This window comes from Salipiger thiooxidans, from assembly GCF_900102075.1.
GTDB classification, from domain to species: Bacteria; Pseudomonadota; Alphaproteobacteria; order Rhodobacterales; family Rhodobacteraceae; genus Salipiger; species Salipiger thiooxidans.
Genome location: NZ_FNAV01000010.1, coordinates 167,029 through 189,450, shown reverse-complemented (window position 1 = coordinate 189,450; position 22,422 = coordinate 167,029). Strand labels below are relative to the sequence as shown.

24 protein-coding genes and 2 tRNA genes are annotated in these 22,422 nt (G+C 66.8%); 7 read left to right on the top strand and 19 right to left on the bottom strand.

Annotated features, from left to right (window positions below; all coding sequences use genetic code 11):
* Positions 1-243 precede the first annotated feature (243 nt).
* The 14 genes from BLQ77_RS16465 to BLQ77_RS16405 form a co-directional block, all read right to left on the bottom strand.
* Positions 244-1,458: a multidrug effflux MFS transporter gene (locus BLQ77_RS16465; RefSeq protein ID WP_089961152.1), complete on the bottom strand. Its 1,215-nt coding sequence runs from the start codon at positions 1,456-1,458 to the stop codon at positions 244-246.
* A gap of 186 nt (positions 1,459-1,644) precedes the next feature.
* Positions 1,645-2,295: a DsbA family oxidoreductase gene (locus tag BLQ77_RS16460; RefSeq protein WP_242661747.1), complete on the bottom strand. Its 651-nt coding sequence runs from the start codon at positions 2,293-2,295 to the stop codon at positions 1,645-1,647.
* Positions 2,296-2,382: 87 nt separating this feature from the next.
* Positions 2,383-3,414, bottom strand: a complete 1,032-nt coding sequence (locus BLQ77_RS16455) for an enoyl-CoA hydratase/isomerase family protein (RefSeq protein ID WP_089961147.1) — start codon at positions 3,412-3,414, stop codon at positions 2,383-2,385.
* Positions 3,415-3,452: 38 nt separating this feature from the next.
* Entirely contained in the window at positions 3,453-4,592 is a 1,140-nt protein-coding gene (locus tag BLQ77_RS16450) for an acyl-CoA dehydrogenase family protein (RefSeq protein WP_008884899.1), read from the bottom strand.
* 149 nt (positions 4,593-4,741) lie between these two features.
* Positions 4,742-6,190, bottom strand: a complete 1,449-nt coding sequence (gene xylB / locus BLQ77_RS16445) for a xylulokinase (protein WP_089961145.1) — start codon at positions 6,188-6,190, stop codon at positions 4,742-4,744.
* 7 nt (positions 6,191-6,197) lie between these two features.
* Positions 6,198-7,664 (bottom strand): mannitol dehydrogenase family protein, encoded by a 1,467-nt coding sequence (locus tag BLQ77_RS16440; protein WP_089961143.1) that lies wholly within the window; start codon positions 7,662-7,664, stop codon positions 6,198-6,200.
* A gap of 13 nt (positions 7,665-7,677) precedes the next feature.
* Complete coding sequence (locus BLQ77_RS16435) at positions 7,678-8,451, bottom strand: L-iditol 2-dehydrogenase (RefSeq protein ID WP_089961142.1); 774 nt, start codon at positions 8,449-8,451, stop codon at positions 7,678-7,680.
* Entirely contained in the window at positions 8,448-9,449 is a 1,002-nt protein-coding gene (locus BLQ77_RS16430; protein WP_089961139.1) for an ABC transporter ATP-binding protein, read from the bottom strand. The genes BLQ77_RS16435 and BLQ77_RS16430 overlap by 4 nt, the downstream gene beginning before the upstream one ends.
* Before the next feature lie 17 nt (positions 9,450-9,466).
* Positions 9,467-10,297 (bottom strand): carbohydrate ABC transporter permease, encoded by an 831-nt coding sequence (locus BLQ77_RS16425; RefSeq protein WP_008884315.1) that lies wholly within the window; start codon positions 10,295-10,297, stop codon positions 9,467-9,469.
* A gap of 1 nt (position 10,298) precedes the next feature.
* Positions 10,299-10,454 (bottom strand): hypothetical protein, encoded by a 156-nt coding sequence (locus BLQ77_RS28805; RefSeq protein WP_165617138.1) that lies wholly within the window; start codon positions 10,452-10,454, stop codon positions 10,299-10,301.
* 2 nt (positions 10,455-10,456) lie between these two features.
* The gene (locus tag BLQ77_RS16420; RefSeq protein WP_008885962.1) at positions 10,457-11,329 is read right to left on the bottom strand and encodes a carbohydrate ABC transporter permease; all 873 of its coding nucleotides are present in this window, start codon (positions 11,327-11,329) and stop codon (positions 10,457-10,459) included.
* Between the two features lie 145 nt (positions 11,330-11,474).
* Complete coding sequence (locus BLQ77_RS16415; protein ID WP_089961137.1) at positions 11,475-12,791, bottom strand: ABC transporter substrate-binding protein; 1,317 nt, start codon at positions 12,789-12,791, stop codon at positions 11,475-11,477.
* Between the two features lie 108 nt (positions 12,792-12,899).
* The gene (locus BLQ77_RS16410; protein ID WP_008885590.1) at positions 12,900-13,847 is read right to left on the bottom strand and encodes a sugar-binding transcriptional regulator; all 948 of its coding nucleotides are present in this window, start codon (positions 13,845-13,847) and stop codon (positions 12,900-12,902) included.
* Positions 13,840-14,538, bottom strand: coding sequence for an HAD family hydrolase (locus tag BLQ77_RS16405; RefSeq protein ID WP_089961281.1), 699 nt, complete (start codon positions 14,536-14,538; stop codon positions 13,840-13,842). Before BLQ77_RS16405 ends, BLQ77_RS16410 begins: the two co-directional genes overlap by 8 nt.
* A 165-nt stretch (positions 14,539-14,703) precedes the next feature.
* On the opposite strand from BLQ77_RS16405, the gene BLQ77_RS16400 reads away from it, so the two are divergent.
* Positions 14,704-14,778 (top strand) — tRNA-Val (locus BLQ77_RS16400).
* A gap of 73 nt (positions 14,779-14,851) precedes the next feature.
* Here BLQ77_RS16400 and BLQ77_RS16395 read toward each other — a convergent pair.
* Complete coding sequence (locus BLQ77_RS16395) at positions 14,852-15,055, bottom strand: hypothetical protein (protein ID WP_089961135.1); 204 nt, start codon at positions 15,053-15,055, stop codon at positions 14,852-14,854.
* Between the two features lie 73 nt (positions 15,056-15,128).
* Between BLQ77_RS16395 and soxR the strand changes: the two genes are divergently transcribed.
* Both soxR and BLQ77_RS16385 read left to right on the top strand, forming a co-directional pair.
* On the top strand, positions 15,129-15,620 hold the full coding sequence (gene soxR, locus BLQ77_RS16390; protein WP_089961133.1) for a redox-sensitive transcriptional activator SoxR: 492 nt from the start codon (positions 15,129-15,131) through the stop codon (positions 15,618-15,620).
* A 34-nt stretch (positions 15,621-15,654) separates the two neighbouring features.
* Positions 15,655-15,730, top strand: a tRNA-Val gene (locus BLQ77_RS16385).
* Positions 15,731-17,039: 1,309 nt separating this feature from the next.
* On the opposite strand, the gene BLQ77_RS28445 is transcribed toward BLQ77_RS16385, so the two are convergent.
* From BLQ77_RS28445 to BLQ77_RS16375, 3 genes are all read right to left on the bottom strand, one after another.
* Positions 17,040-17,474: a hypothetical protein gene (locus BLQ77_RS28445; RefSeq protein ID WP_131822024.1), complete on the bottom strand. Its 435-nt coding sequence runs from the start codon at positions 17,472-17,474 to the stop codon at positions 17,040-17,042.
* Positions 17,475-17,932: 458 nt separating this feature from the next.
* Entirely contained in the window at positions 17,933-18,400 is a 468-nt protein-coding gene (locus tag BLQ77_RS16380; RefSeq protein ID WP_089961131.1) for a GNAT family N-acetyltransferase, read from the bottom strand.
* 219 nt (positions 18,401-18,619) lie between these two features.
* Positions 18,620-18,814, bottom strand: coding sequence for an MHC class I heavy chain (locus BLQ77_RS16375; protein ID WP_089961129.1), 195 nt, complete (start codon positions 18,812-18,814; stop codon positions 18,620-18,622).
* Positions 18,815-19,090: 276 nt separating this feature from the next.
* On the opposite strand from BLQ77_RS16375, the gene BLQ77_RS16370 reads away from it, so the two are divergent.
* Complete coding sequence (locus BLQ77_RS16370) at positions 19,091-19,813, top strand: NAD(P)-binding domain-containing protein (RefSeq protein WP_089961127.1); 723 nt, start codon at positions 19,091-19,093, stop codon at positions 19,811-19,813.
* 116 nt (positions 19,814-19,929) lie between these two features.
* Here the strand turns inward: BLQ77_RS16370 and BLQ77_RS16365 are convergent, their stop codons facing one another.
* Complete coding sequence (locus BLQ77_RS16365; protein ID WP_008886147.1) at positions 19,930-20,124, bottom strand: hypothetical protein; 195 nt, start codon at positions 20,122-20,124, stop codon at positions 19,930-19,932.
* 139 nt (positions 20,125-20,263) lie between these two features.
* Between BLQ77_RS16365 and BLQ77_RS16360 the strand changes: the two genes are divergently transcribed.
* The 3 genes from BLQ77_RS16360 (at position 20,264) to BLQ77_RS16350 (ending at position 22,312) form a co-directional block, all read left to right on the top strand.
* Complete coding sequence (locus tag BLQ77_RS16360) at positions 20,264-20,449, top strand: hypothetical protein (protein WP_089961125.1); 186 nt, start codon at positions 20,264-20,266, stop codon at positions 20,447-20,449.
* Between the two features lie 199 nt (positions 20,450-20,648).
* Positions 20,649-21,173, top strand: coding sequence for a TetR/AcrR family transcriptional regulator (locus tag BLQ77_RS16355; protein WP_089961124.1), 525 nt, complete (start codon positions 20,649-20,651; stop codon positions 21,171-21,173).
* A complete protein-coding gene (locus BLQ77_RS16350) occupies positions 21,170-22,312 on the top strand; it encodes an MFS transporter (protein ID WP_089961122.1) in 1,143 nt (380 codons plus the stop codon). Before BLQ77_RS16355 ends, BLQ77_RS16350 begins: the two co-directional genes overlap by 4 nt.
* Positions 22,313-22,422 lie beyond the last annotated feature (110 nt).

Genomic DNA, 22,422 nt, shown 5'->3' with positions numbered 1-22,422 from the left:
ACAGAGATGTTGTGAACCCGAGGCGCCGATGCAATGAGCCCGAGGCCGAGACACGCCGGGCCCGAGGTCGAGATGAATGTGGTCTGTGGTCGAGAAGCGTGCAGCCCAGGGCAGAGAAGCCTGATGCCTCAGCGGGCGGGGCATGTCGAAGAGCGCTGGATCGTGGCAACGGCCCGCGAAAGCACGAAAGCCCGCCGGTCCGCGCGGATGCCCGGAGTGCCGCGCGCGCCGCCGGGGCAGCGATCAGACCGGGTTGGCCTGATCGATCTTCGCCATCTTCCGCATCAGAAGCAGCGCGAGGACCGCTTCGACGAAGATCCCTCCCGCCAGCGGCAGCGGCGTGCCGTCGAACATCAGACCCGTCGGGATCGCGATCACCACGCCCATGACCGTCGCCAGCGCGCCGATCACCGAGGCGGCGAGCCCGGCGATATGCCCCACCGGCTCCATCGCGATGGCGTTGAGGTTGCCCATGGTCAGGCCCATCTGGAAGAACACCGCCAGCTGCCAGACCACGAAGACCGCGAAGCCGAGATCGCTCGGCAGCCCCGTGGCGAAAACCACCAGTGCCGCGCCCGCCAACACCACCTGCAGCCCCAGCACCGCGGTCACGAGGAAGCGCATCCCCAGCCGCATCACCAGCGCCGCGTTCAGCACGCTTCCCGACGCCGCGAGGATCGCCACGCCGCCGAACCACAGCGGGAAGCTCTCGGCGCGGCCGTAGCTGATGTCGTAGATCGGCTGTACCGTCGAGATCATCGAGAACAGCATCGCCATGATCAGCGCCTGCACCGCAATCGAGATCCGCACCACCGTGTGGCCGAGCAGCTCCTTCACCGCGGCCCAGAGGGTGCGCAGGCGGAACGGCCGGCGCTTCTCGCGCGGGAGCGTCTCTGGCAGGCGCAGCATCAGCCAGCTGGTGGAGATGGTGGCGAAGACCACGAAGGCGATGAAGATGCCGCGCCAGCTGCTGAGGTCGATGATCACCGCGCCCATCGAGGGCGCCAGCGCCGGGAAGATGGTGAAGATCATCATCACGAAGGACATGATCCGCGCCATCTCGCGCCCCGAATGCAGGTCGCGCACGATGGCCAGCGCCACCACCCGCGGGCCCGCGGCGCCGAGCCCCTGGAACAGACGCGCCACCAGGAGCAGCTCGAGCGAATCCTCCTGCGCCGCGACCAGCGACATCACCACGTAGAGCGTCGCGCCCGCCAGAACCACCGGCTTGCGCCCGAAGGTGTCGGACAGCGGCCCGGTGAAGAAGGTGCCGATCCCCATGCCGAGCACGAAGCTGGTCACCACGAGCTGCGCGCGGTTGACGTCGTCGGGCGTCAGCTCGGCCCCGATCTCGGGCAGGGCGGGCAGCATCGCGTCGATCGAGAAGGCGATGGTTGCAAAGAGCATCGCCAGCATGGCGATGAACTCGGGGCGTCCGGGGACAGTATCAGGGCGCATGGAAAGTCGGATCCTTGGTGATCGGTCCGCCGGCAGGACGAAGGCTGCGCGCGGGGCGAAATGGCGTTGCCATCGGGCTATCGGATCGGCGCCCGGCCTGACAACAGCCATTCGGTGCTCGCAGCATGCAATTCCGCTATGCGCGCAGATCAGGCCCCGCCGGGGGCGCGGGGAGGGGTGTCGCGATCAGGCCAGAGCCGCGCGGGCGCCGCCGTCCTTGAGCTCGGCGATCACCCGCGACCAGAGCTCGGCCGGCTGGGCGCCGGGCACCGCGTGCTGTCCCGCGACCACGAAGGTCGGCACCGAGGTTACCCCCATGCCGCGCGCCGTGGCGTCCATCTCGACAATCTCGCGCCGGTCGGCCTCGGAGGCCAGAAGCCGCAGGATCAGGCTCGCGTCGAGCCCGCAGGCATCGGCGATGTCGCCCAGAACCTCGCGGTTGCCGATGTCGCGGATCTCGACGAAATAGGCGGTGAAGAGCGCCGAGACCACGGCGGTCTGCACCCCTTCGATCCCGGCCCAGTGGATCAGCCGGTGGGCGTCGAGGGTCGAGGGCGTCCGCTCGATGGCGTCGAGGTTGATGGTCAGCCCGGCGTCGCGGGCGTGTTCGAAGACGGGCATATAGGCCTTCACCGCTCCGTCCTTGCCGCCGAACTTGGTCTCGAGATAGGCGCGCCGGTCCATGCCTTCCGCCGGCATGTCCGGGTTCAGCATGAAGGGCCGCCAGCGGATCGTGAACGGATGGTCCGGCGCGTCCTGCAACGCGCGGTCGAGGTAGCTCTTGCCGATATAGCACCAGGGGCAGATCGGGTCGGAGAAGATGTCGAGCGTGACCATGAGTTCCATCCTTTTCCAGCGCTTCTAGCGCGTTTCGGGACGGACCTGAACCATAAACCTTTGTCGCATGCGCCCCGGGCGCCCCGTTCAGAGCGCCAGTTCGTCCTCGCCCAGCGGTGCCAGCATCGCCTCGACATGCGCCGGAGTGACCTCGTCAGCGGCGAGGCGCCAGTGCGGGGTGCGGTCCTTGTCGATGATCTGCGCGCGAACGCCCTCGACGAAATCGCCCTCTTCGACGATGCGGTGCGAGACCCGGTATTCCTGCCGCAGCGCCGCGCGGATGTCGCCATCGCCGGCGCGCAGCCGGCGCAGCATCTCGAGCGTCACCGCCATCGACAGCGGCGAATTGCGCCCCACCGCCTTGCGCGCGGCCTCGCCGATGGGGCCCTTGGCACCCTCGAGCGCTGCGCGGATGCCCGCGACGCTGTCTGCGCCGAAGAGTACGTCGATCTCGTCCTGCGCCGCGGCCATGGGGCTTGCCGGGGGCGCGGATGCCGCCTCGGACAGCGCCGCGACATCGCCGGTCGCCGCCAGCCGTTCCTTCAGCGCGGGCCAGTCGGCCTCGGGCACGAAATGGTCGGCGAAGCCCGCGTGGATAGCGTCGCCCGGACCCATGCGCGCGGCGGTGAGCCCGAGGTATTCCCCCAGCCGCCCCGGGGCGCGCGCCAGCAGCAGCGAGCCGCCCACGTCCGGCACGAAGCCGATGCCGCATTCCGGCATGGCGATCTGTGAGCTCTCGCAGACCACCCGCTCGCCCACGTGCCCGCCAAGCCCGACGCCGCCGCCCATCACGAAGCCGTGCAGGAAGCTGATCACCGGCTTGGGATACTCGGCGAGCTTGGCGTTCAGCCGGTACTCGTCGCGCCAGAACGCCCGCCCGGTGGCATAATCGCCCGCGCGGCCCTGGTGGTAGATCTCGGCAATGTCGCCGCCGGCGCAGAAGGCCTTGTCGCCGGCGCCGTCGATCATCACGAGCGCCACCTCGGGATCGTCGCGCCAGGCGTCGAGCGCGGCTTCGATCTCGAGGCACATGGCATGGTTCAGCGCGTTCAGCGCCTTGGGGCGGGACAGGCTGACATGGCCGGCGCGGCCGGTGCGGCGGATGACGGTGTCGGTCATGGTCGGAATCCTTGCAATGCTCGCGGCGGTCGCATCTGTCACGCAGACACCAGCCCGCGCGCCACGATCAGCCGCATGATCTCGTTGGTGCCCTCGAGGATCTGGTGCACGCGCAGGTCACGGACAATCTTCTCGATGCCGTAATCCGCGAGATAGCCGTAGCCGCCGTGCAGCTGCAGGCACTGGTCGGCCACCTTCGAACCCGCCTCGGTGACGAATTTCTTGGCCATGGCGCAGAACTTGGTGGCATCCGGCGCGCCCTGGTCGAGCTTCCACGCCGCCTGGCGCAGGAAGGTGCGGGCGGCCTGAAGCTCGATCTCCATGTCGGCAAGGCGGAACTGCAGCGCCTGGAACTGGTCGATGCTCTGGCCGAAGGCGCGGCGCTCGGCCATGTAGCGCAGCGTGGCGTCCAGCGCCGCCTGCGCCGCCCCGAGCGAGCAGGCCGAGATGTTGAGCCGGCCGCCGTCGAGCCCGGCCATGGCGTAGCGGAAGCCCTTGCCCTCCTCGCCCAGCAGGTTGGCGGCGGGGATGACGCAGCCGTCCATCTGCACCTGCCGGGTGGGCTGCGCCTTCCAGCCCATCTTCTGCTCGAGCCCGCCGAAGGAGAGCCCCTCGGTGCCGTCCTCGATCACGAAGGCCGAGATGCCGCGCGGGCCGTCGGCGCCGCTGCGGGCCATGACGACATAGGCATCGGAATAGCCGCCACCCGAGATGAAGGCCTTGGTGCCGGTGAGCGCCCAGCCGTTGCCGGCGGGTTCGGCCCGGGTCCTGAGCGCAGCGGCGTCCGAACCCGAGCCGGGCTCGGTCAGGCAGTAGGACAGCACCGTCTCCATTGCACAGGCGCGGGCCAGGAACCGCTCCTTCAGCTCGGGCGAGCCGTAGGCGTCGATCATCCGCGCGCACATGTTGTGGATGGACAGGAACGCCGCGACCGAGGGGCAGGCCATGCTCAGCGCCTCGAAGACCAGCGTCGCGTCGAGGCGCGAAAGCCCCGAGCCGCCGTTCTCTTCGCTGACGTAGATGCCCCCGAGCCCGAGCAACCCGACCTCATGCCAGAGTTCGCGCGGGATGGTGCCCTCGGCCTCCCACGCTGCAGCATGCGGCGCGATCTGCTCCTGCCCGAAGGCATGGGCCATGTCGAAGATGGCGGTTTGTTCTTCGCTCAGCGCAAAATCCATGTGGGCCCTCCCTTGCCGCGATGGAAATTGAACAACTGTTCAGAATGTGGCGGGAGTCGCGGCGCGATGCAAGCGGGAAGCGGGCGCGGCGTGGTTTTCCCACGCGCCGCGCCCAGAGCCTGTCGCTTTAATATAGATTGATCAGTGCCTTACTGGACTTTTTTGATGCCGCGATAAGCCGGACCGAAGCGCTGGTAGGCGTCGTCGAAGGCCGCCGTCAGGTCGGCCAGCGGCTCGATCACCTCGCCGGTGGCGGGGGGCAGCATGACCTCGCGCGGGTCCTCGCCGGTGGCGGCGACGCGCCCCAGGCGGGCCGCGCCAAGCGCCGCGCCGAACTCGCCCGCCCTCGGCAGGCGCAGCGGCACGTTCAGCACCGTCGCCAGCAGCCGCAGCCAGTAGCGCGAGCCGCTGCCGCCGCCGATGGCCAGCAGCGCCTCGGGGCGGGCGCCGACCGAGGCCAGCGCTTCGGCGGAATCGCGGAGCCCGAAGCTGACGCCTTCGAGCACCGCCCGGGTGAGGTCGTCCCGGCTGGTCTCGGCGCCGATGCCGGTGAAGGCGCCGCGGATGGCGGCGTCGTTGTGCGGCGTGCGCTCGCCCGAGAGATAGGGCAGGAAGCGCAGCCGCCCGGGCGCTTCGATGCAGTCGCCGAGCGCCGAGGTCAGCTCGGCCGGTCTGGTGCCGGTGATCCGCGCGAGCCAGTTGAGGCTGTCGGTGCAGCTCAGCATGACGCCCATCTGATACCAGGTCGCAGGGACCGCGTGGCAGAAGCTGTGCAGGGCGCTTTCGGGCGCCGGGCGATAGCCGTCGCGGGCGGCCAGCAGCACGCCCGAGGTGCCGAGAGAGACGAAGCCCTGTCCCTCGGACAGCACGCCGGTGCCGCAGGCGGCGGCGGCGTTGTCCCCAGCCCCGCCAGCCACCGCCGCACCTGGCCCCACACCCCAGCGCCGGGCCAGATCCTCTCGCAGCGCGCCCGCCTTGTCGCTGCCTTCGACGAGGCGGGGCATCTGGTCGCGCTGCATGCCGCCGGCGTCGAGCAGCGCGTCGGACCAGTCCCGCGCGCCGGTGTCGAGCCAGCTGGTGCCGGCGCTGTCGGACATGTCCGCCACGTGATCGCCGGTCAGGTAGAAGTTGAGATAGGCCGCGGGCAGCAGCACCTTGGCCACTCGGGCAAAGGCCTCGGGCTCGTGGCTGCGCATCCACATCAGCTTGGGCGCGGTGAAGCCGGGAAAGACGATGTTCCCCGACAACTCGCGCACCCCCGGGGTGGCGTCGAGCAGCGCCGCCTCGGCGTGGCTGCGGGTGTCGTTCCACAGGATGCAGGGCCGGATCACCCGGTTCCCGTCGTCGAGCGTCACCGCCCCGTGCATGTGTCCCGCGACGCCGATCCCGCGCAGGTCGGCCCATGCGGGCTGGCGCCGCAGCTCTTCGACGGCGCCTTCCAGCGCGGCGATCCAGTCGGCGGGGTCCTGTTCGGACCAGCCGCTGTGCGGGTGCTGCACCTCGTAGTGGCGCTCGGCCGAGGCGACGGGGGTGCCCTCGCCGTCGGTGAGCAGGGCGCGCAGGCCCGAGGTGCCGAGGTCGATGCCGAGATAGCTCATGACGGGGTCAGGCCTTCAGGTAGGTTTCGAGCGTCGCCTGCGTGCCGCTGGTCCAGAGCCGGTCCAGCCAGTCCGCGAAGACCGCGGCGAAGGTCTCGTTCCTCGCCAGGTCACCGTAGACGGTGCGCTGTTCGAGCCAGGCGCCGGGGCGGCTTTTGGCGGCGTCGGAGAGCTCGGTCAGGCGGCTCCAGTTCGGGTCGTTGGGCTCGATGGTGCTGCCGTCCTCGAACTGTCCGGCGCAGTAGCGGCACCAGAGCGCGGATTCGAGCGCGAGTCCTTCGACCGAGGTGCCCGCCTTCAGCCCGTCGAGGATCGAGGGCACGATGAACTTGGGCTGCCGGTTCGAGCCGTCGAGGCAGAGCCGCCGGATGGTGTCCTTGACCGCCGGGTTCGAGAAGCGCTCGTCGATGAGCTCGAGATAGGCGGCGGGGGTGAACTCGGGCACCGCGTGGACGTGGGGCAGGACCTCGGTTTCCTCGACCTTGCGGAAGAAGGCGTGGACCAGAGGATGCGCCATGGCCTCGTCCGCCAGCTCGCAGCCGAGCAGGGCGCCGGAATAGGCGATGATGGCGTGGCCGCCGTTGAGGATGCGGATCTTCATCCGCTCGTATTCGTGGACCTTGTCGGTGAAGGTGACCCCAACCTCTTCCAGCCGGGGGCGGCCCTGCGGGAAGTTGTCCTCGAGCACCCATTGCCGGAAGGGCTCGCAGGTGACGGGGACCGGATCGTCGAGCCCGTACTCGGCGGCGAGCGCGCGCTCGCGATCACCGGTGGCGGGGGTGATGCGGTCGACCATCGAGTTGGGGAAGGCGATGTTGCTTCCGATCCAGTCGGCCAGCGCCGGGTCCGAGAGCCGGGCCGTGCCGGTCACCGCGTCGCGGGTCACGTCGCCGTTGCCGGGGATGTTGTCGCAGCTCATCACGGTGAAGGGCGGGGTGCCCGCGTCCTTGCGGGCCCTCAGCGCCGCGACGATGGCGCCGAACACGGTCCTCGGCGCCTCGGGCTTCGCGCCGTCGGCCACGATGTCGGGGTGCGTCGGGTCGAAGGTCTCGGTGGTCGGGTCGACGTAGTAGCCGCCTTCGGTCACGGTGAGCGAAACGATGCGGGTGGCCGGGTCGGTCATCTTGGCGATCAGCGGGCCGTTGGTCTCGGCCACTTCGACGTAGTCGATCATCGAGCCCACGATGCGCGGGCTGGTGCTGCTGGCGGAGAGCTCGATCACCGTGGACAGGCAGTCCTGCGAGCGCAGCGCGTCGCGCATCCGCGCATCGGGCGCCCGCACTCCGGCGCCGGTCAGCGCCCAGTCGTGGTCGAGCCCGCGCCCGAAGAGATCGTCGAGATAGACCGCCTGATGGGCCCGGTGGAAGTTGCCGAGCCCCACGTGCACGATGCCGTGGCTCAGTGCCTTGCGGTCGTAGGCGGGCAGGGCGACGCGCTTGTCGAGCTCGCCCAGGGTTTCGTTGGCCAGTTTCATATTGTCGCCTCCGTCAGCTCATCCACTGACCGCCGTCCACGTTGTAGCACTGGGCGACGACGTAGTCGGCCTCGTCAGAGGCCAGGAAAATTGCCATGCCGGTCAGATCCCTGGCCGTTCCCATGCGGCCATAGGGGACGGCCTCGCCGACCTCCTTCTTCTTCTGACCCGGCGCCTTGCCCTCGTATTTCGCGAAGAAGGCGTCGACCCCGTCCCAGTGCTCGCCATCCACCACGCCGGGGGCGATGGCGTTCACGTTGATGCCGTGCCGGATGAGGTTGAGCCCCGCCGACTGGGTGAGCGAGATCACCGCCGCCTTGGTGGCACAATAGACCGCCACCAGCGGCTCGCCGCGCCGTCCCGCCTGCGAGGCCATGTTGATGATGCGGCCCTTGATGCCCTGCTCGATCATGTGCCGGGCGACGGCCTGCATGGTGAAGAGCACGCCGCCCACGTTGATGTCGAAGACCCGGGCATAGTCCTCGCGGGTGATCTCGACCAGCGGCGCGGCGGTGAAGAGCGCCGCGTTGTTGATCAGCACGTCGATGCGGCCGAGCATGGCCACGGTCTCGGCCACGGCGCTGTCGATGCTGTCCTGCCGGGTGACGTCCATCTGCACCGCGATGGCGGAGGGGCCGAGCGCCTCGGCGGTCTCGCGTGCGCGCTCGATGTTGATGTCGGCGATGGCCACCCGGGCACCTTCGTCCACGTACGCACGGGCGAATTCCGCCCCGATGCCCCGCGCCGCCCCGGTGATCAGCGCGCATTTGCCCGCCAGTCGCGTCATGCGCGCAGCCCCTGCTCGCTGAAGCGGTGAAGCTTGCTCTCGTCGGGGCTGAGGAAAATGCGGTCGCCGTGGCGCACCGGCAGCTCGCCGTCGACGCGGACGGTCACGGTCTCGGCAAGCCCGGTCTCGTGCACGTGCAGGAAGGTGTCCGAGCCGAGGTGCTCGGCCACGCCCACCACGCCGCTCCAGGTGCCGGTCTCGGTCGAGGCGGCGATGTGCTCGGGGCGGATGCCGATCTTGGTCGCGCCGTGCTGCTGCGCCGGGTTGCCGCCGAAGATGTTCATCTTCGGGCTGCCGATGAAGCCCGCCACGAACTCGTTGCGCGGCGTATGGTAGAGCTCGAGGGGAGAGCCCACCTGTTCGATGTTCCCGGCGCGCAGCACCACGATCTTGTCGGCCATGGTCATCGCCTCGACCTGATCGTGGGTGACGTAGATCATCGTCGTGGCAAGCCGCTTGTGCAGCTCCATGATCTCGAGCCGCATGCCCACGCGCAGCGCCGCGTCGAGGTTCGAGAGCGGTTCGTCGAACAGGAACGCCGAGGGCTCGCGCACGATCGCCCGCCCGATGGCGACCCGCTGGCGCTGACCGCCCGAGAGCTGGCCGGGCCGCCGGTCGAGGTAGTCGGTGAGGTTGAGCGCGGCGGCGGCGCTGTCGATGCGGCGCTTCTGCTCGTCCTCGGGCACGCCCGCCATCTTCATCGGGAAGGCGATGTTCTTGCGCACCGACATGTGCGGGTAAAGCGCGTAGCTCTGGAACACCATGGCAAGGCCGCGCTGGGCGGGGGCCTGTTGGGTGGCGTCCTTGCCGTCGATGCGGATCTGCCCCGAGGTCACGTCCTCGAGCCCCGCGATCAGCCGCAGCAGGGTGGACTTGCCGCAGCCCGAGGGGCCGACGAAGACCACGAACTCGCCGTCGTTGATGGTCAGGTCCAGCGGCGGGATGACGTTGACCTCGCCGAAGCTCTTGGTCACCTTGTCGAGGGTGATGCGTCCCATGTCTCTGGTCCTTTCCCTTACTTAACCGCGCCGAAGGTCAGGCCGCGGACGAGTTGTTTCTGGCTGAACCAGCCCATGATGAGGATCGGCGCGATGGCCATTGTGGAGGCCGCCGAGAGCTTGGCGTAGAACAGGCCCTCGGGGCTGGAGTAGGACGCGATGAAGGCCGTGAGCGGTGCCGCCTTGGCGGCAGTGAGGTTCAGCGTCCAGAATGCCTCGTTCCAGGCGAGGATGATGTTGAGCAGCATGGTCGAGGCGATGCCGGGCACCGCCATTGGCGTCAGCACGTAGAGGATCTCGTTCTTCAGCGATGCACCGTCCATCCGCGCGGCCTCGAGGATCTCGCCCGGGATCTCGCGGAAGTAGGTGTAGAGCATCCAGATGATGATCGGCAGGTTGATGAGCGTGAGCACGATCACGAGGCCGACGCGGCTGTCCAGAAGACCGAGGTCGCGGAAGATCAGGTAGATCGGCACCAGCACGCCCACGGGCGGCAGCATCTTGGTCGACAGCATCCACATCAGCACGTCCTTGGTGCGCTTGCCGGGCACGAATGCCATGGCCCAGGCGGCAGGGACAGCGATGATGAGGCCGATGACGGTCGAGCCCACCGACAGGATCACCGAGTTCAGGAAGTGGCGGAAGTAGTCCGACCGTTCCTGCACGGTGTGATAGCTCTCGAGGGTCCAGTTCGAGGTCAGCACCTCGATCGGGGTCTTGATGGCGTCACCCTCGCTCTTGAACGAGAGGATGAGGATCCACAGGATCGGGAAGAAGATCGCGATGCCGACGAGCCATGCGGCCACGGTCACGATCGCCTTCCGGCGGTTGGTCACGGCGCGGGCCATCTCAGTGCTCCCCCTCTGTCATCTGTCCGGGATTGCGCCCGCCGGAGATCGCGTCCGGCGTTGCGCCATCGGTGTCGGGCCGCGCGCCTTCGGGGGCGCCGCCGGTCGTTCCGGCCGTGGCCGGGGCGAAGCCGCTGGGGTGATCGGTGCGTTCCATAGTCATGCGTCCAGGTTCTTGCCGATCATCCGCATCAGGAAGATCGCGACGATGTTGGCGAGGATGATGGCGACGACGCCACCGGCCGAGCCTCCGCCCACGTCGAACTGCAGCAGCGACTGCACGTAGATCAGGTAGGTGAGGTTGGTCGAGGCGGTGCCCGGACCGCCGGCGGTGGTCACGAGGATCTCGGCGAAGATCGACAGCAGGAAGATGGTCTGGATCAGGATCACCACGGTGATGGCACGCGAAAGGTGCGGCACCATGATGTAGTAGAACCGCGACAGGGCGCTCGCGCCGTCCATCTCGGCCGCCTCGAGCTGCTCTTGGTCGAGCGACTGCAGCGCGGTCAGCAGGATCAGCGTGGCGAAGGGCAGCCACTGCCAGCTCACGATGAAGATGATCGAGGCCAGCGGCGCCTGGCTCAGGAAGTCATAGGGCTCTAGTCCGAGGAAATGCGCAAAATGTCCGAAGAGCCCGTTCACCGGGTTCATGAACATGTTCTTCCAGACCAGCGCCGACACCGTGGGCATCACGAAGAAGGGCGCGATCACCATGATCCGCACCACCCCCTGTCCCCAGAACGGCTGGTCGAGCAGCAGCGCCAGCAGCGTGCCGCCGATCACGGTGATCAGCAGCACCCCGCCCACCAGCAACAGCGTGTTGCCGAGCGCGTCGAAGAAGGCCGGGTCGGTGAGGAAGAAGCGGTAGTTGGTCCAGCCGGTGAACTCCTCCATCCCCGGCATCAGCAGGTTGTAGCGCAGGAAGGAGAAGTAGAGCGTCATCACCAGCGGGACGATCATCCATCCGAGCAGCAAGAGCACGGCGGGGGAGATCATCAACCTTGCTGCGGCGCGGGAATGCTGGGTGGCCATGGCAGGTCTCTCGGCAGGAGGGGGCGCCGGGACGCGGGACGTGCGTCACCAGCGGCGGATGCGACGCACGGACGGAACGGGCGGCGCGCCGGGCGGAAAGGGGTGCAGGCCAGGAGGGCAGGCCCGCACCCGAGGCGGAAGTCGGTTACTTGATGTAGCCGGCCTTCATCATCTCGCGCTGCGTCAGCTGCTGCGCGTTGTTGAGCGCGGTGTCCGCATCGACCTGCCCGGCAAGGGCTGCCGAGAACTGCTGGCCGACCGCCGTGCCGATGCCCTGGAATTCGGGGATCGAGACGAACTGGGCGCCGACGTAGGGCACGTCCTGGACCGAGGGCTTCTCGGGGGTGGCCGCGTCCATGGTCTGCTTGGTCAGCGTCGCGAAAGGGGCTTCCTCGATGTAGGTGCTGTTCTTATAGAGAGAGGTGCGGGTGCCCGGAGGGGCCGCGCGCCAGCCCTGCTTCTCGGCCACGAGCTGGGTGTACTCCTTGGAGGTCGCCCAGGCGACGAAGGCCTTGGCCGCGTCCGGCGAGTCCGAGGACTGCGGGATGCCGAGGTTCCACGACCACAGCCAGTTGCCGTGGTTGTCGACGCCTTCCTTGTTCGGGAAAACCGCGTAGCCGACCTTGTCCGCCACGGTGGATTCCTCGGGGTCGGTCACGAAGCCCGCGGCGACGGTGGCGTCGATCCACATGCCGCACTTGCCCTGCTGGAACAGCGAGAGGTTCTCGTTGAAGCCGTTCGACGACGCGCCCGGAGGACCGTAGTTGGTCATCATCTCGAGGTAGTCCTTGAACGCCGCCTGCCACTCCTCGCTGTCGAACTGCGGTTTCCAGTCCATGTCGAACCAGCGCGCGCCGTAGCTGTTGGCCATGGCCGAGATGAAGGCCATGTTTTCGCCCCAGCCGGGCTTGCCGCGCAGGCAGATGCCGTAGACGCCCGCGTCCTTGTCGGTCATCGCGGCGGCGGCTTCCTTGATCTGCGCCCACGTGGGCTCTTCGGGGATGCTCACGCCCGCGGCCTCGGCGAGGTCCTTGCGGTACATCACGAAGGCGGATTCACCGTAGAAGGGCAGCGCGTAGAGCGTGCCGTCCACCGACAGCGCCTCGCGGATCGAGGGGATCAGGTCGTCGGCGTCATAGCCCTCGGGCAGATCGTCGAGGGCCAGCAACCAGCCGCGCTCGCCCCAGATCGGCACCTCGTAGTTGCCGATGGTCATCACGTCGAACTGGCCACCGCCGGTGGCCACGTCCTGCGTGACGCGCTGGCGCAGGACGTTCTCCTCAAGCGTGACCCACTCGACTTCGATGTCGGGGTGCTGCGCGGTGAAGTCTTCCATCATGCCCTGCATGCGGATCATGTCGCCGTTGTTCACGGTCGCGACGGTGATTGTCTCGGCCATTGCCGAAGTTGCGAGTGCACCAACAGCACACGCGCCCAGAAGGGCGCGATACGAATAAGGCATGGATTATCCTCCCAAATCTCCCCAGCATGAGCATATGCCCATATTGTGAAAAAAAGCTCACATATGGATACGAGTCGAGTCAAGCCCGTTTTGGGGGCATCGCGTGGATTATCTGCTGATCAATTCAGCGGCGGTGATCTCGTCGGTGATCAGCCCGTCGATCAGCCGCCCGCGAAGAGCGGCCCGCAAGGGCTTGATCTTGCTCACGCCTCCGCCGATGCAGAGCACCGGGTTGTCGTTCACTGGCACCCGGGATCCGACCATGAAAGCATTGACGGGATGGTCGATATACTGTCCGTCCGCATCGAAGATATGGCCGCAGATTTCGCCCGCGGCCCCGGCCTTCTGCACGGCGCGCAGCTCGGCCTCGGTGATGAACCCGTCCATGAAAAGCGGCGCGTCGTCCGCCATCTGGCCGATGCCGACGATGGTGATATCCGCCTGCGCCGCCAGCGCGCGCGAGCTCTGCACGTGCGGCAGCGCGCGGTAGGTGGCGAACTCCTCGGCGTCGCGTGCCATCACCGGAACGGACATCGGGTAGTGCGGTGCGCCGGTCTTGTCGGCGATGCGCATGATGACCTCGTAGAACGAGGCCGAGCCGTCGGGAGAGACGTTGCCGATCAGCGAGACCATCTTGTGCTGGCTGGCGGCGATCGTCGGCATCTGCTCGATCACCGCCCGCAGCGTCCGCCCGGTGCCGAGCGCTATGAGCTTCGGCGTCTGGTCGCGGAACACCCGTTCGAGCTCGGGCGCGGCGAAGGAGGCGATGGCCCGCAGCGCCTCCTGACCGGGTCCGAGACGCGGCGCCACGCGGGCGCGGCTCAGGCCGAATTTCTGGCGCAGCGCCCGTTCGAGCTCGAGGCATTCGGCGATGGGGTGGTCGATGCGCACCCGCACCAGTCCCTCGGCCACGGCGCGCGCCACCATGCGCTGGGCGCGCTGGCGCGAGATCCCCAGCTCCTCGGCGATCTGGTCCTGACGCAGGCCGCCCACGTAGTAGAGCCAGCCCGCCCGGGCCGCGATGTCCTGTGCCGGTACGTCGCCGTCGTCACTCATAGGGCAGGGTCCTCGTCGCAGCGGATGTCAGAAGGTGCGGGGCAAGATGCGCGAGTTCGCCGAAATCTGCAAACCTGCGGTGCGGCTGCGCATCGGGGGCAGAGGGCGGCTCGATCTCGGCGAAGTGGCTGCCGCCGGTGAAATGCCAGACCTGCATCCCCGCCGCGAGGCCCGCGCGGATGCCCGCGAGCGAGTCCTCGATCAGCAGGCAATGCTCGGGCCGGATCCCGGCCTTGGCCGCCGCCAGCAGCGGCAGATCCGGGGCGGGCTTGCCGTTGGCAACCTCGGTGGCGGTGGTGATGCGGCCCTCGAAAAGCGCCGAGAGCCCGGTGATCTCGAGCGAGCGCATCAGCCGCGCGGGGCTCGAGCTGGTGGCCAGCGCGTAGGGCAGGCGCAGCGCCTCGACGGTCTCGCGGGCGCCGGGCATGACGCGCAGCTCGTGGCGGAAGGCCTCGATCAGCCGGGCGCGGTAATCGGCCTCGAAGCCCTCGGGCAGCACGATGCCGAACTCCTGGCGGATCTGGTGCAGCACCACCGGGTAGCTGCGGCCGAGGAAATGGCGCGCCACGTAGGGCAGGTCGATCTCGACCCCGTGCAGCGCAAGCTCGGCCACGAGCATGCGCGCGCTTATGACCTCGCTGTCGACGAGCACGCCGTCGAAATCGAAGATGACAAGCCGGATGTCGGTCATGATGTGGAGCCCCCCCACTTCGTCCTCTAGACGAAGTGCCGAGCCGGAACCAGCCCCGCCGCGCCGCGCGAAAACCGCCTCCCGCGAGGGAAGGCGGATTTCTCGAAAAAGGCTGCGATTGGCCTCTTGCGCCTCCCGGAGGCTTCCACTAATAGACCCGCTACCGGGTGATTAGCTCAGTGGTAGAGCGCTTCGTTCACATCGAAGATGTCGGGGGTTCAAATCCCTCATCACCCACCATTTCCCCTTATTTACGACGGATCCGGACGCTGTGACGAGCGTCGTTGACTGTGCATTGTCGTGGCCCCGGCGCTTACCATCTGTCGTGCAGCGGACGCTCCGGCAGTGGCGGCAGCGGCTGGCCGATATCGCGGGCGATGGCCCGGTCGCGGCGCAGCGCATCGATGCGGCGTGTGGTGCGCCGTGCGCGCAGACGGGCATGCGTCCAGCCGAGCAACCGGGCGAGAAGGCCGGGGCGCAGCGGGCGCAGTCCGACGATGCGGGTGGGGGTGGTCATCTGGGATCTCCTTGCAGATTCGCGAAAACCCAGGCACCTTGCGTCCTCAAGTTCACTTGAGGTCAAGCGTCCGATGCCCCCCCGTCCCGGCAAACCCATCCGCCCCAACGATCTCTCGGTCGGAGAGATGGCCGCGCGCGCCGGCGTCGCGGTCTCGACCCTGCATTTCTACGAGGCCGAGGGGCTGATCGAAAGCTGGCGCACGCCCGCCAATCACCGTCGCTACGACCGGCGCGAGCTGCGCCGGGTGGCGGTGATCCGGGTCGCGCAATCGCTGGGGATTCCACTGGCCGAGATTCGCGACATCCTCGGCGGGCTGCCCAAGGGCCGGGCGCCCAACAAGGCGGAATGGCAGGCCGTGTCGGTGGCATGGCGCACCGAGCTCAACGCCCGCATCGCCCGGCTCGAGGCGCTGCGCGACGATCTCGACGGCTGTATCGGCTGTGGTTGCCTGTCGATGGAGACCTGTCCGCTCTACAATCCGGCGGACGTGAAGGGGCGTTCCGGCGCCGGGCCCCGCACCTGGATCGACCGCGAAAGTCAGATCGACCACGAAGCGTCTTGAAACAGGCGAGGCGCTTGGCTAAACCGCGCGGACCGGGTGATTAGCTCAGTTGGTAGAGCGCTTCGTTTACACCGAAGATGTCGGGGGTTCGAGTCCCTCATCACCCACCATTTTCAACTCCTTAGCGGCTTCGTCCGCCTTATGTCTCCCAATCTCTGAAATATGTTTCCCAAAGTGGGGTAGCAGCGGTACCGTTTCACGGTTCATGTGCTCAACCTCTGCGCGTCTCGCATTGGGGCGCGACATGCGTTCGGAAAGGTGACCGAGCATCGCCTGCACCCGCTGGATCCCGCCGAACAAATCCGGATCTCGCGCGACCGTATTGGCGATCACCGTGGCGTTCGTGGTGCGCAAGCGGTGGAAGGTTGGCCGGAAGGCATCCTCTTCCATCTCCTCCATGCTTTTAGGCCTCGGTCCGATGTGGACAAGCTCTTTCGTCCATGATGCGCTGAAGCCTGGGCCCCACGGATTGCCGCGGCTATTCGTCAGCAGCGGTAGAGCTGGGGCTACGACCTGCGCCTTGCGGCGCGCAGTGCGCTCCTCCTCGATGATGGCAAGCACGACAGGGTGGAGTGGCAGCGTCACCGAGTTTCCCGTCTTTCCCTGCTCGTTGCTCCAGACGCCTTCGCGAATCTGGTTCTCGCACAGTCCGATGACATCCGCCCGGCGCTGGCCCGTGTAGAGAGCGACCAGCGCCACCTTGACGATGTGCCGCTTGCCCTTGGAGATCAGCAGCTCCAGCTGGCCATCATGCCAAGGCTCATATCGCGCCCGGCAGCCGCTACGCGCACGCTTAGGTGCCCGTCCCATGCAGGTGCCCGTCCCATGCGGCAGGGCAGCGTAGCAGCGGCCTGTTCTCGCTGCAGCGCTTGGCGAGGTGATAAGCTTCTTCCTGTTCTTCTGGTGTCATGTTGCGCTCCGATCCGGGCGACGGGCGCGCGGGATGCGACCGAGACCCATCATCGACACCTCGACGGCGCCTGCCTCAACCGGCAGGCCTTCTGCTTCCGCTCTGATGCATGCCTCAAGCTGATGACGGGCTCGCTTGCCGGTCTCTGGATCTTGCCAATAGACGCAAACACGCTGAGCAATCTTCCAATGCTGATGTCTGGCATTCGTAGGCCTTAATTGCCTTTGATGGACTTCGGATGATGCGACCGGCCCGGAAGCCGGGCAACTCTCCGTGTTTCACCATCTGGAGGATCGTCTCGGCAGAGCGCTGCCAGCGCGTGGCCGGTTCCTGCGGCGTGCAGGGTCGTGCAGGGGCATCAGACATCTCCTGTCTGTGGGGTTGACGGTGACCCGGAACGCTCCACGTCATCAGGTCACCGGTTCAGGTCGACGATGCGTGGCGTCGCCTCGGGGGCGATTTCCTCGAATTGCGGAACTCGATCGTGGAACGTGAGCAATGATGCCGAATCAGCTCCTCTCCCGAAACAATCTGCCTTGGGTCATGCTGTCCGGGTGAAGTGTCGCGCGCGTTCCATCTGTTTCGAAATTTGGAAAACTATTTTCCAAAAAATGAAATCTAATTTTACTCGAGATTGTTTGGTTTTGGAATCCGCGCACCTGAAGGGTGAGCGGACTCGACACGAAAAGCAAGGTCATGCACAACCCAAAGTGTCCATTGTGGACGTGTGTTTGAGTGAAAATGATTTGCCTGTAAGCACCTGTTGCGGATGTTTTTCCGTGTCGGTGCCCCATACCAATTGAAGAGTTCTTTTCTTTCTCAATCTGCCCCGGCACGGATTCAGCAACGTGCCGGGGCAATTTGTTTTTGGGGGATCGGCAGCGGCCTGTGCCGACTTCCGTTCTTTCGATTTGCTGCAACTTAGCGCTGTATTGGTAGTTCATCTTACATGGGTCGATCCAGCCTCGAGCGAGGCTGCGTCGTCCACGCATCGTCCGTCCCATCCTGCGGCCTTGATCGTTCCGGCAACGCGCCGGCCAATGCCTCCGGTGATCGCCGCAATGAGCGGTAAGCCGAATGTTAGCAGCGCGACGGCATGTGGCGCCGTCGCCTTTTCCGGCTCCCTGAGCCGGATCCACTTCGGCCGGGCGTTCGGTGTCGAGCAAAGCGCGCTGCGGCGGCCTGCTGTCGGCGCTGCTGTATCTCTCGGACGGTCTGAAGGGCCGCAGGATGGTCCGGCGCGGAAGGGCTTGCCGGAGGCCGCGTAAAGCGCATGATTGGCATCATCGAGAGAGACCGCGCCCGGAGGAGAAATCCGGCCGGGCGCGTCTCGTTTCAGGGCCTTGGATTGTCGGGTATGCCGACGGGTCCGATGGGGCCCTGACAGCCTGCAACCCGGCGTCTAGGCAGCGAGGCGCTCATCCAGATCGAGCCGCATGGTTGCCATGCCCTGGCGGCGGGATAGCTCCTCGTAGCCCGCGGAAAGGTAGGCGTTCAGGGCCGGCGCGTTGTCGACCTCGACCTTGAGGGTCAGGCTCGACGCGCCAAGATCCCGGGCCGCTTGCTCCACGTGCTCCGTCACCTCTGCGGCAGCACCGCCGCGAGCCTCCTCGACGAGATAGACGTAGGTCAGGTGCCGCACTTCAGGTCCGACCCCAACGCGGAGGGCGAAAAAGCCGACCTCTCGGCCTGCGGGATCCTGAAGATAGAAGGAGACATCGTCCTGATCTCCGAGCCACTTGCGATGCCACTCCATCTCGTCGAAGGGAACTTTCGCATTGGGGTTGATCAGGGGGATCTCCTCGGAAGGCAGCATCGCTGCAAAGGTCGAGAGATCGTGGTCGCGGTTGCGACGGAGGGTAAGAGCCATGGGTCCTTCCTTCGGCTGGGCCCCGCGCAGGCGCGCCGGGATGCATCATGAAACCCCGGCGCCTGACACAGACGCCCGGCCCGAGTCAACCGGACGGCGGATTTCGCACTTTCAGAGGGAGATGGGATTGGGAACGTCCTGCCGCGACCGGACAAGGCTCGGCTGGTGATCTGAAAGCAGACCGCGCCCGGAGGTTAGTCCTGCCGGGCGTGTCGTGTTTCAGAAGTGCGCCAGACTGAGATTGGTCTGCGTTTCGTGGATCGTGAACGTGCCATCGTGGTTCTGGTCGACCGCTTGGCCGTTGCCAAGAACATAGCGTTCCGATGCACCGTCGGATTGCCAGAATACCGTGACCAACACACCGTTGTCGGTGTTGCACTCCATGATCTGAATATTGGTCCAATCGTGGATCATGATATCCTCCAGTGGTCCTGCCTCGTTGGCCGGGTCCCTCGTCAGAGGCTTGGGTCGGGGCTGTGCCTGCGACCGTTCACAGTATCGTCGATTTGCGGGGCTCGATGCAAGGTCAGCGAGTTCGAGGCCGGAAATCGGCCACGTTTCGCTTGGCGGCGGTGCGCCCAGTCACACCCTTCCGGGAGAACCGACCGTGAACCGATGATGGTTTGCCGTTGGTGTGTCAGCCCGGCTAACCTATCGCTCGTCGGAGGAGCACGAGAGCGGAGAGACGTCATGCGGATCGGAGTCATTGGTTGTGGAACGATTGCTGCCGCGGTCGTGAGAGGGATCGCTTGCGACGGGCATCAGATAGCCGTCTCGGAACGCAGTGCGCGGCATGCCACGGCTCTCGCCGAGGAGTACGAGAGTGTCCGGATTGCAGACAATCAAGGTGTGGTCGACGCCAGCGACGTCTTGTTCCTGGGCCTGATGGCCGAGGTGGCTCCGGACGTTCTGGGCGTCTTGAATTTCCGCGAGGGACAGAGGGTGATCAGCTTCATGGCGGGCGCTTCCCTCGAACAGGCGGACGCCATGGTGCGCCCGGCTCGAGCCGACGCCGTGATGATGCCGTTCCCGGGGATCACGAAGGGTGGGTCGCCGATCATCATGTACGGTAACGCGCAACTCGTCACCGACTTGTTCGGGGAGCGCAACAGCATCTTCCCTTTGCGCGGCGCGGAAGAGATGGCCGCCTACCTCTGCGCACAGGCTGTTCTATCGCCGATTGCGCGCATGGTCGCCGATGCCGCCGACTGGCTCGGAGAACACGCACCGGACAAGGCGCAGGGAGAGGCCTTCCTCAGGCAGCTCGTCGTGTCGAGCCTGGGGGACACGGCCTGTGAGCCGTTGATCGAGGCTCTGAATACGCCGGGCGGCTACAATCAGCGGCTGCGGCTGCACATGGAGGGGCAGGGCGTGGGCGCGGCACTCAAGCAGGGGCTTGGCGATATGCTTTGAGCGGGGCCGAGGGTGACCGCGGGTAAGGCGTCGGCGTCACGGCGGAGCGGCTGTGCTGGCTGTGCTGGCGGACATGACAGCGCCCGGAAGAGTGATCCTGCCGGGCGCGTCTCGTTTCAGAAGTTCAGGATGCTGAGGTTGGTTTCGCTGCCCGGGACCGTAAAGGTGCCGTCGGTGTTGTACTCGACGGCTTGTCCGTTCCCGAGCACGTAGCGTTGATTGGTTCCGTTGGTCTGCCTGAAGACGGTGAGCATCTCACCGTTGTCAGAACTGCATTCGAGGATCTGAGTGTTGGTCCATTCGTCGGACATGTGAGCCTCCAGTGGGTCTGTTTCGCTGGCGGATTGACTGCAATGTCAGGCTGGCGGCAATAGGCAAAATGCATGCGCGACAGGTATTTGGTCACTCTTTGGAGAGCGGGCAAGGGGCGCGAGGACGATCTCGCGCCGGTTGCGCCAGATCCCGCTCACGCCGCGTCAGCTCGCAGGGAGGACGGCCATCTACGCCGTCAATGCGCCCGTGACCGGCGCGCCGGTGTCGGTGATCGGCGGGCCCGGCGGCTTCGGCGACACCTTCACCGGTACCGTGCACCGCTTGCAGCTGTTCCGCGGCGACGCGCAGGGAGCGGACATTTAGATCGTGGCCGGCAGGCCACCGCGGAAGGCTCATATACCGCGACGCGGAAACCGAAAGCGGCCGCTGTGATGGGCTGTTGCGGCATCCCTGAAGCGCCGAGCGAACGGGATGCGGACGAAGCCAGCCTTGGTGCCTGCCGACTTGCAATGTAAAACGAACGTTTTACATTGGTGCCCATGGACACCCAAGGAGGCTTCCCATGGATCTGACGACCAAGCTCACGGCCGCCGCCGAGCGGCTCTTTGACCGGCACGGCTACATGGCCACTGGCATGGATCGGCTGACGGAGGCTGCAGGGATGTCGAGCCGGACGCTCTACAAGCATGCCGGCAGCAAGGCGCAGCTTATGGCGCGGGTGCTGAGCGAGCGGGACCGGCGGTTCATGGCTCGGCTCGAGGTGCAGACCGTCGATGCGCTGTTTGCGGCTCTGGAGGACTGGGTGCGGGTCGAGGGAACACGGGGCTGCCTGTTTCTGCGGTCGCGTGCGGAAACCGGCGGCGACACGCCCGAGATCGCCGAGGCGGTCGCGGCGCACAAGGCGGCGTTTCACCAACGTATCGTGGAGGTGGTCGCAGCAGAGCTCGGGCGCCAGGACCCGGTCCTGGCCGAGCAGGTGCTGGTTCTCCTTGAGGGGGCAACCCACGCGGCGATCTACCGGGGCGCAGACGCCGTGTCCGCAGCACGGGCGGCGGCGGCCATTCTGATCGAAAGGGCACAATCATGAGTCCCGCCCTTCGCATCGGCGCGACAGGCTTCGGCCTGATCGCGGTCTGCTACGGCTTCGCCCGCTTCGCCTTCGGACTCTTCCTGCCGCAGATCGACGGCGACCTGATCCTCGGCCCCTCGCTCAGTGGGATCATCTCCGGCGGCGCGTTTGCCGGCTACTGCATTGCCATTATCGCGTCCGCTGTGCTGACCGAACGGATCGGCGCGCGTGCGGTCGCCGTTGGCGCGGCCATCGTCGCCGCAGCCGGTATGGCCGGGATCGCGCTCGCGCCCTCGCCACTGATCCTTGCCATTGCCGTGGTGGTGGCGGGATCGAGCACGGGCCTTGCCTCGCCGCCTATGGCCGCTGCCGTGGCCGCTGCGGTACAAAAGAGCCGTCAGGATATGACGAATACCGTCATCAATGCGGGAACGAGCGCCGGGGTGGCCCTTTCGGGACCGATCGCCCTCGCCATTGCCGGGCAGTGGCGGCTTGCCTTCGGCGCGTTCGCCGCCGTGGCGGTGGTGCTCGCGGTCGCGGCCGCGGCCTCTCTTCCGGCCTCCGGGGGCGGCGAGGGCGCTGGCGGACTGCCTCCGATGAAGGGCCCGGTGCTGCGCCTCATCTCCGCGTCGCTCCTGATGGGGGCGGCAAGCACCGCCCTTTGGTCTTTCGGAGGCGAGCTCGTGTCGCAGCAACTGGATTGGGGCCCCACTGGAACCGGTATCCTGTGGACCTGCATCGGCGCTGGCGGCATTGCCGGCGCGTGGGCTGGCACGCTCATCGGCCGGTTCGGTCTCGATCCGGTTCACCGGACTTTCCTGGGGCTGATGGCGGCGAGCATTCTCGCCGTTGGATCGGGCATCGCCACTCCTGCACTCGCTTTGATCGGAGGCGCTTTCTTCGGCGCGGCCTATGTGATGTTGACGGGGGTCTACCTCGTCTGGGGGACGCACGCCCTGCCGGGCCGCCCCGCAACCGGGCTGATGATTGGGTTCCTGACGATCGCCATAGGCCAAACCGCCGGCGCACCTTTCTTCGGGTTCCTGATGGCAGGTCCGGGCGCAGGGCCCGCCGTAATCTGCTTTGCCGTCCTTGCGCTTCTCGCTGGCTTTTTCCGAGCACGCAGCGCGACCAAGCGCGCGGCTGCGTGCCTTTGAAGACAGCGTCGAGCGCTTTGTGGGATGTCGTGGATGGGCTCGGTGCCGTCATGCGACGGTGCGGCACAGGTAACCGCATGGAGTCCCGATGTGACTCCTTCACCGGCTGA

Bases quoted from the DNA above. Each gene is read 5' to 3' on its own strand.
- BLQ77_RS16465 (WP_089961152.1), bottom strand. From the start codon at position 1,458: ATGCGCCCTGATACTGTCCCCGGACGCCCCGAGTTCATCGCCATGCTG.
- BLQ77_RS16460 (WP_242661747.1), bottom strand. From the start codon at position 2,295: ATGGTCACGCTCGACATCTTCTCCGACCCGATCTGCCCCTGGTGCTAT.
- BLQ77_RS16455 (WP_089961147.1), bottom strand. From the start codon at position 3,414: ATGACCGACACCGTCATCCGCCGCACCGGCCGCGCCGGCCATGTCAGC.
- BLQ77_RS16450 (WP_008884899.1), bottom strand. From the start codon at position 4,592: ATGGATTTTGCGCTGAGCGAAGAACAAACCGCCATCTTCGACATGGCC.
- xylB (WP_089961145.1), bottom strand. From the start codon at position 6,190: ATGAGCTATCTCGGCATCGACCTCGGCACCTCGGGCCTGCGCGCCCTG.
- BLQ77_RS16440 (WP_089961143.1), bottom strand. From the start codon at position 7,664: ATGAAACTGGCCAACGAAACCCTGGGCGAGCTCGACAAGCGCGTCGCC.
- BLQ77_RS16435 (WP_089961142.1), bottom strand. From the start codon at position 8,451: ATGACGCGACTGGCGGGCAAATGCGCGCTGATCACCGGGGCGGCGCGG.
- BLQ77_RS16430 (WP_089961139.1), bottom strand. From the start codon at position 9,449: ATGGGACGCATCACCCTCGACAAGGTGACCAAGAGCTTCGGCGAGGTC.
- BLQ77_RS16425 (WP_008884315.1), bottom strand. From the start codon at position 10,297: ATGGCCCGCGCCGTGACCAACCGCCGGAAGGCGATCGTGACCGTGGCC.
- BLQ77_RS28805 (WP_165617138.1), bottom strand. From the start codon at position 10,454: ATGGAACGCACCGATCACCCCAGCGGCTTCGCCCCGGCCACGGCCGGA.
- BLQ77_RS16420 (WP_008885962.1), bottom strand. From the start codon at position 11,329: ATGGCCACCCAGCATTCCCGCGCCGCAGCAAGGTTGATGATCTCCCCC.
- BLQ77_RS16415 (WP_089961137.1), bottom strand. From the start codon at position 12,791: ATGCCTTATTCGTATCGCGCCCTTCTGGGCGCGTGTGCTGTTGGTGCA.
- BLQ77_RS16410 (WP_008885590.1), bottom strand. From the start codon at position 13,847: ATGAGTGACGACGGCGACGTACCGGCACAGGACATCGCGGCCCGGGCG.
- BLQ77_RS16405 (WP_089961281.1), bottom strand. From the start codon at position 14,538: ATGACCGACATCCGGCTTGTCATCTTCGATTTCGACGGCGTGCTCGTC.
- BLQ77_RS16395 (WP_089961135.1), bottom strand. From the start codon at position 15,055: ATGACCACCCCCACCCGCATCGTCGGACTGCGCCCGCTGCGCCCCGGC.
- soxR (WP_089961133.1), top strand. From the start codon at position 15,129: ATGCCCCCCCGTCCCGGCAAACCCATCCGCCCCAACGATCTCTCGGTC.
- BLQ77_RS28445 (WP_131822024.1), bottom strand. From the start codon at position 17,474: ATGAACTACCAATACAGCGCTAAGTTGCAGCAAATCGAAAGAACGGAA.
- BLQ77_RS16380 (WP_089961131.1), bottom strand. From the start codon at position 18,400: ATGGCTCTTACCCTCCGTCGCAACCGCGACCACGATCTCTCGACCTTT.
- BLQ77_RS16375 (WP_089961129.1), bottom strand. From the start codon at position 18,814: ATGATCCACGATTGGACCAATATTCAGATCATGGAGTGCAACACCGAC.
- BLQ77_RS16370 (WP_089961127.1), top strand. From the start codon at position 19,091: ATGCGGATCGGAGTCATTGGTTGTGGAACGATTGCTGCCGCGGTCGTG.
- BLQ77_RS16365 (WP_008886147.1), bottom strand. From the start codon at position 20,124: ATGTCCGACGAATGGACCAACACTCAGATCCTCGAATGCAGTTCTGAC.
- BLQ77_RS16355 (WP_089961124.1), top strand. From the start codon at position 20,649: ATGGATCTGACGACCAAGCTCACGGCCGCCGCCGAGCGGCTCTTTGAC.
- BLQ77_RS16350 (WP_089961122.1), top strand. From the start codon at position 21,170: ATGAGTCCCGCCCTTCGCATCGGCGCGACAGGCTTCGGCCTGATCGCG.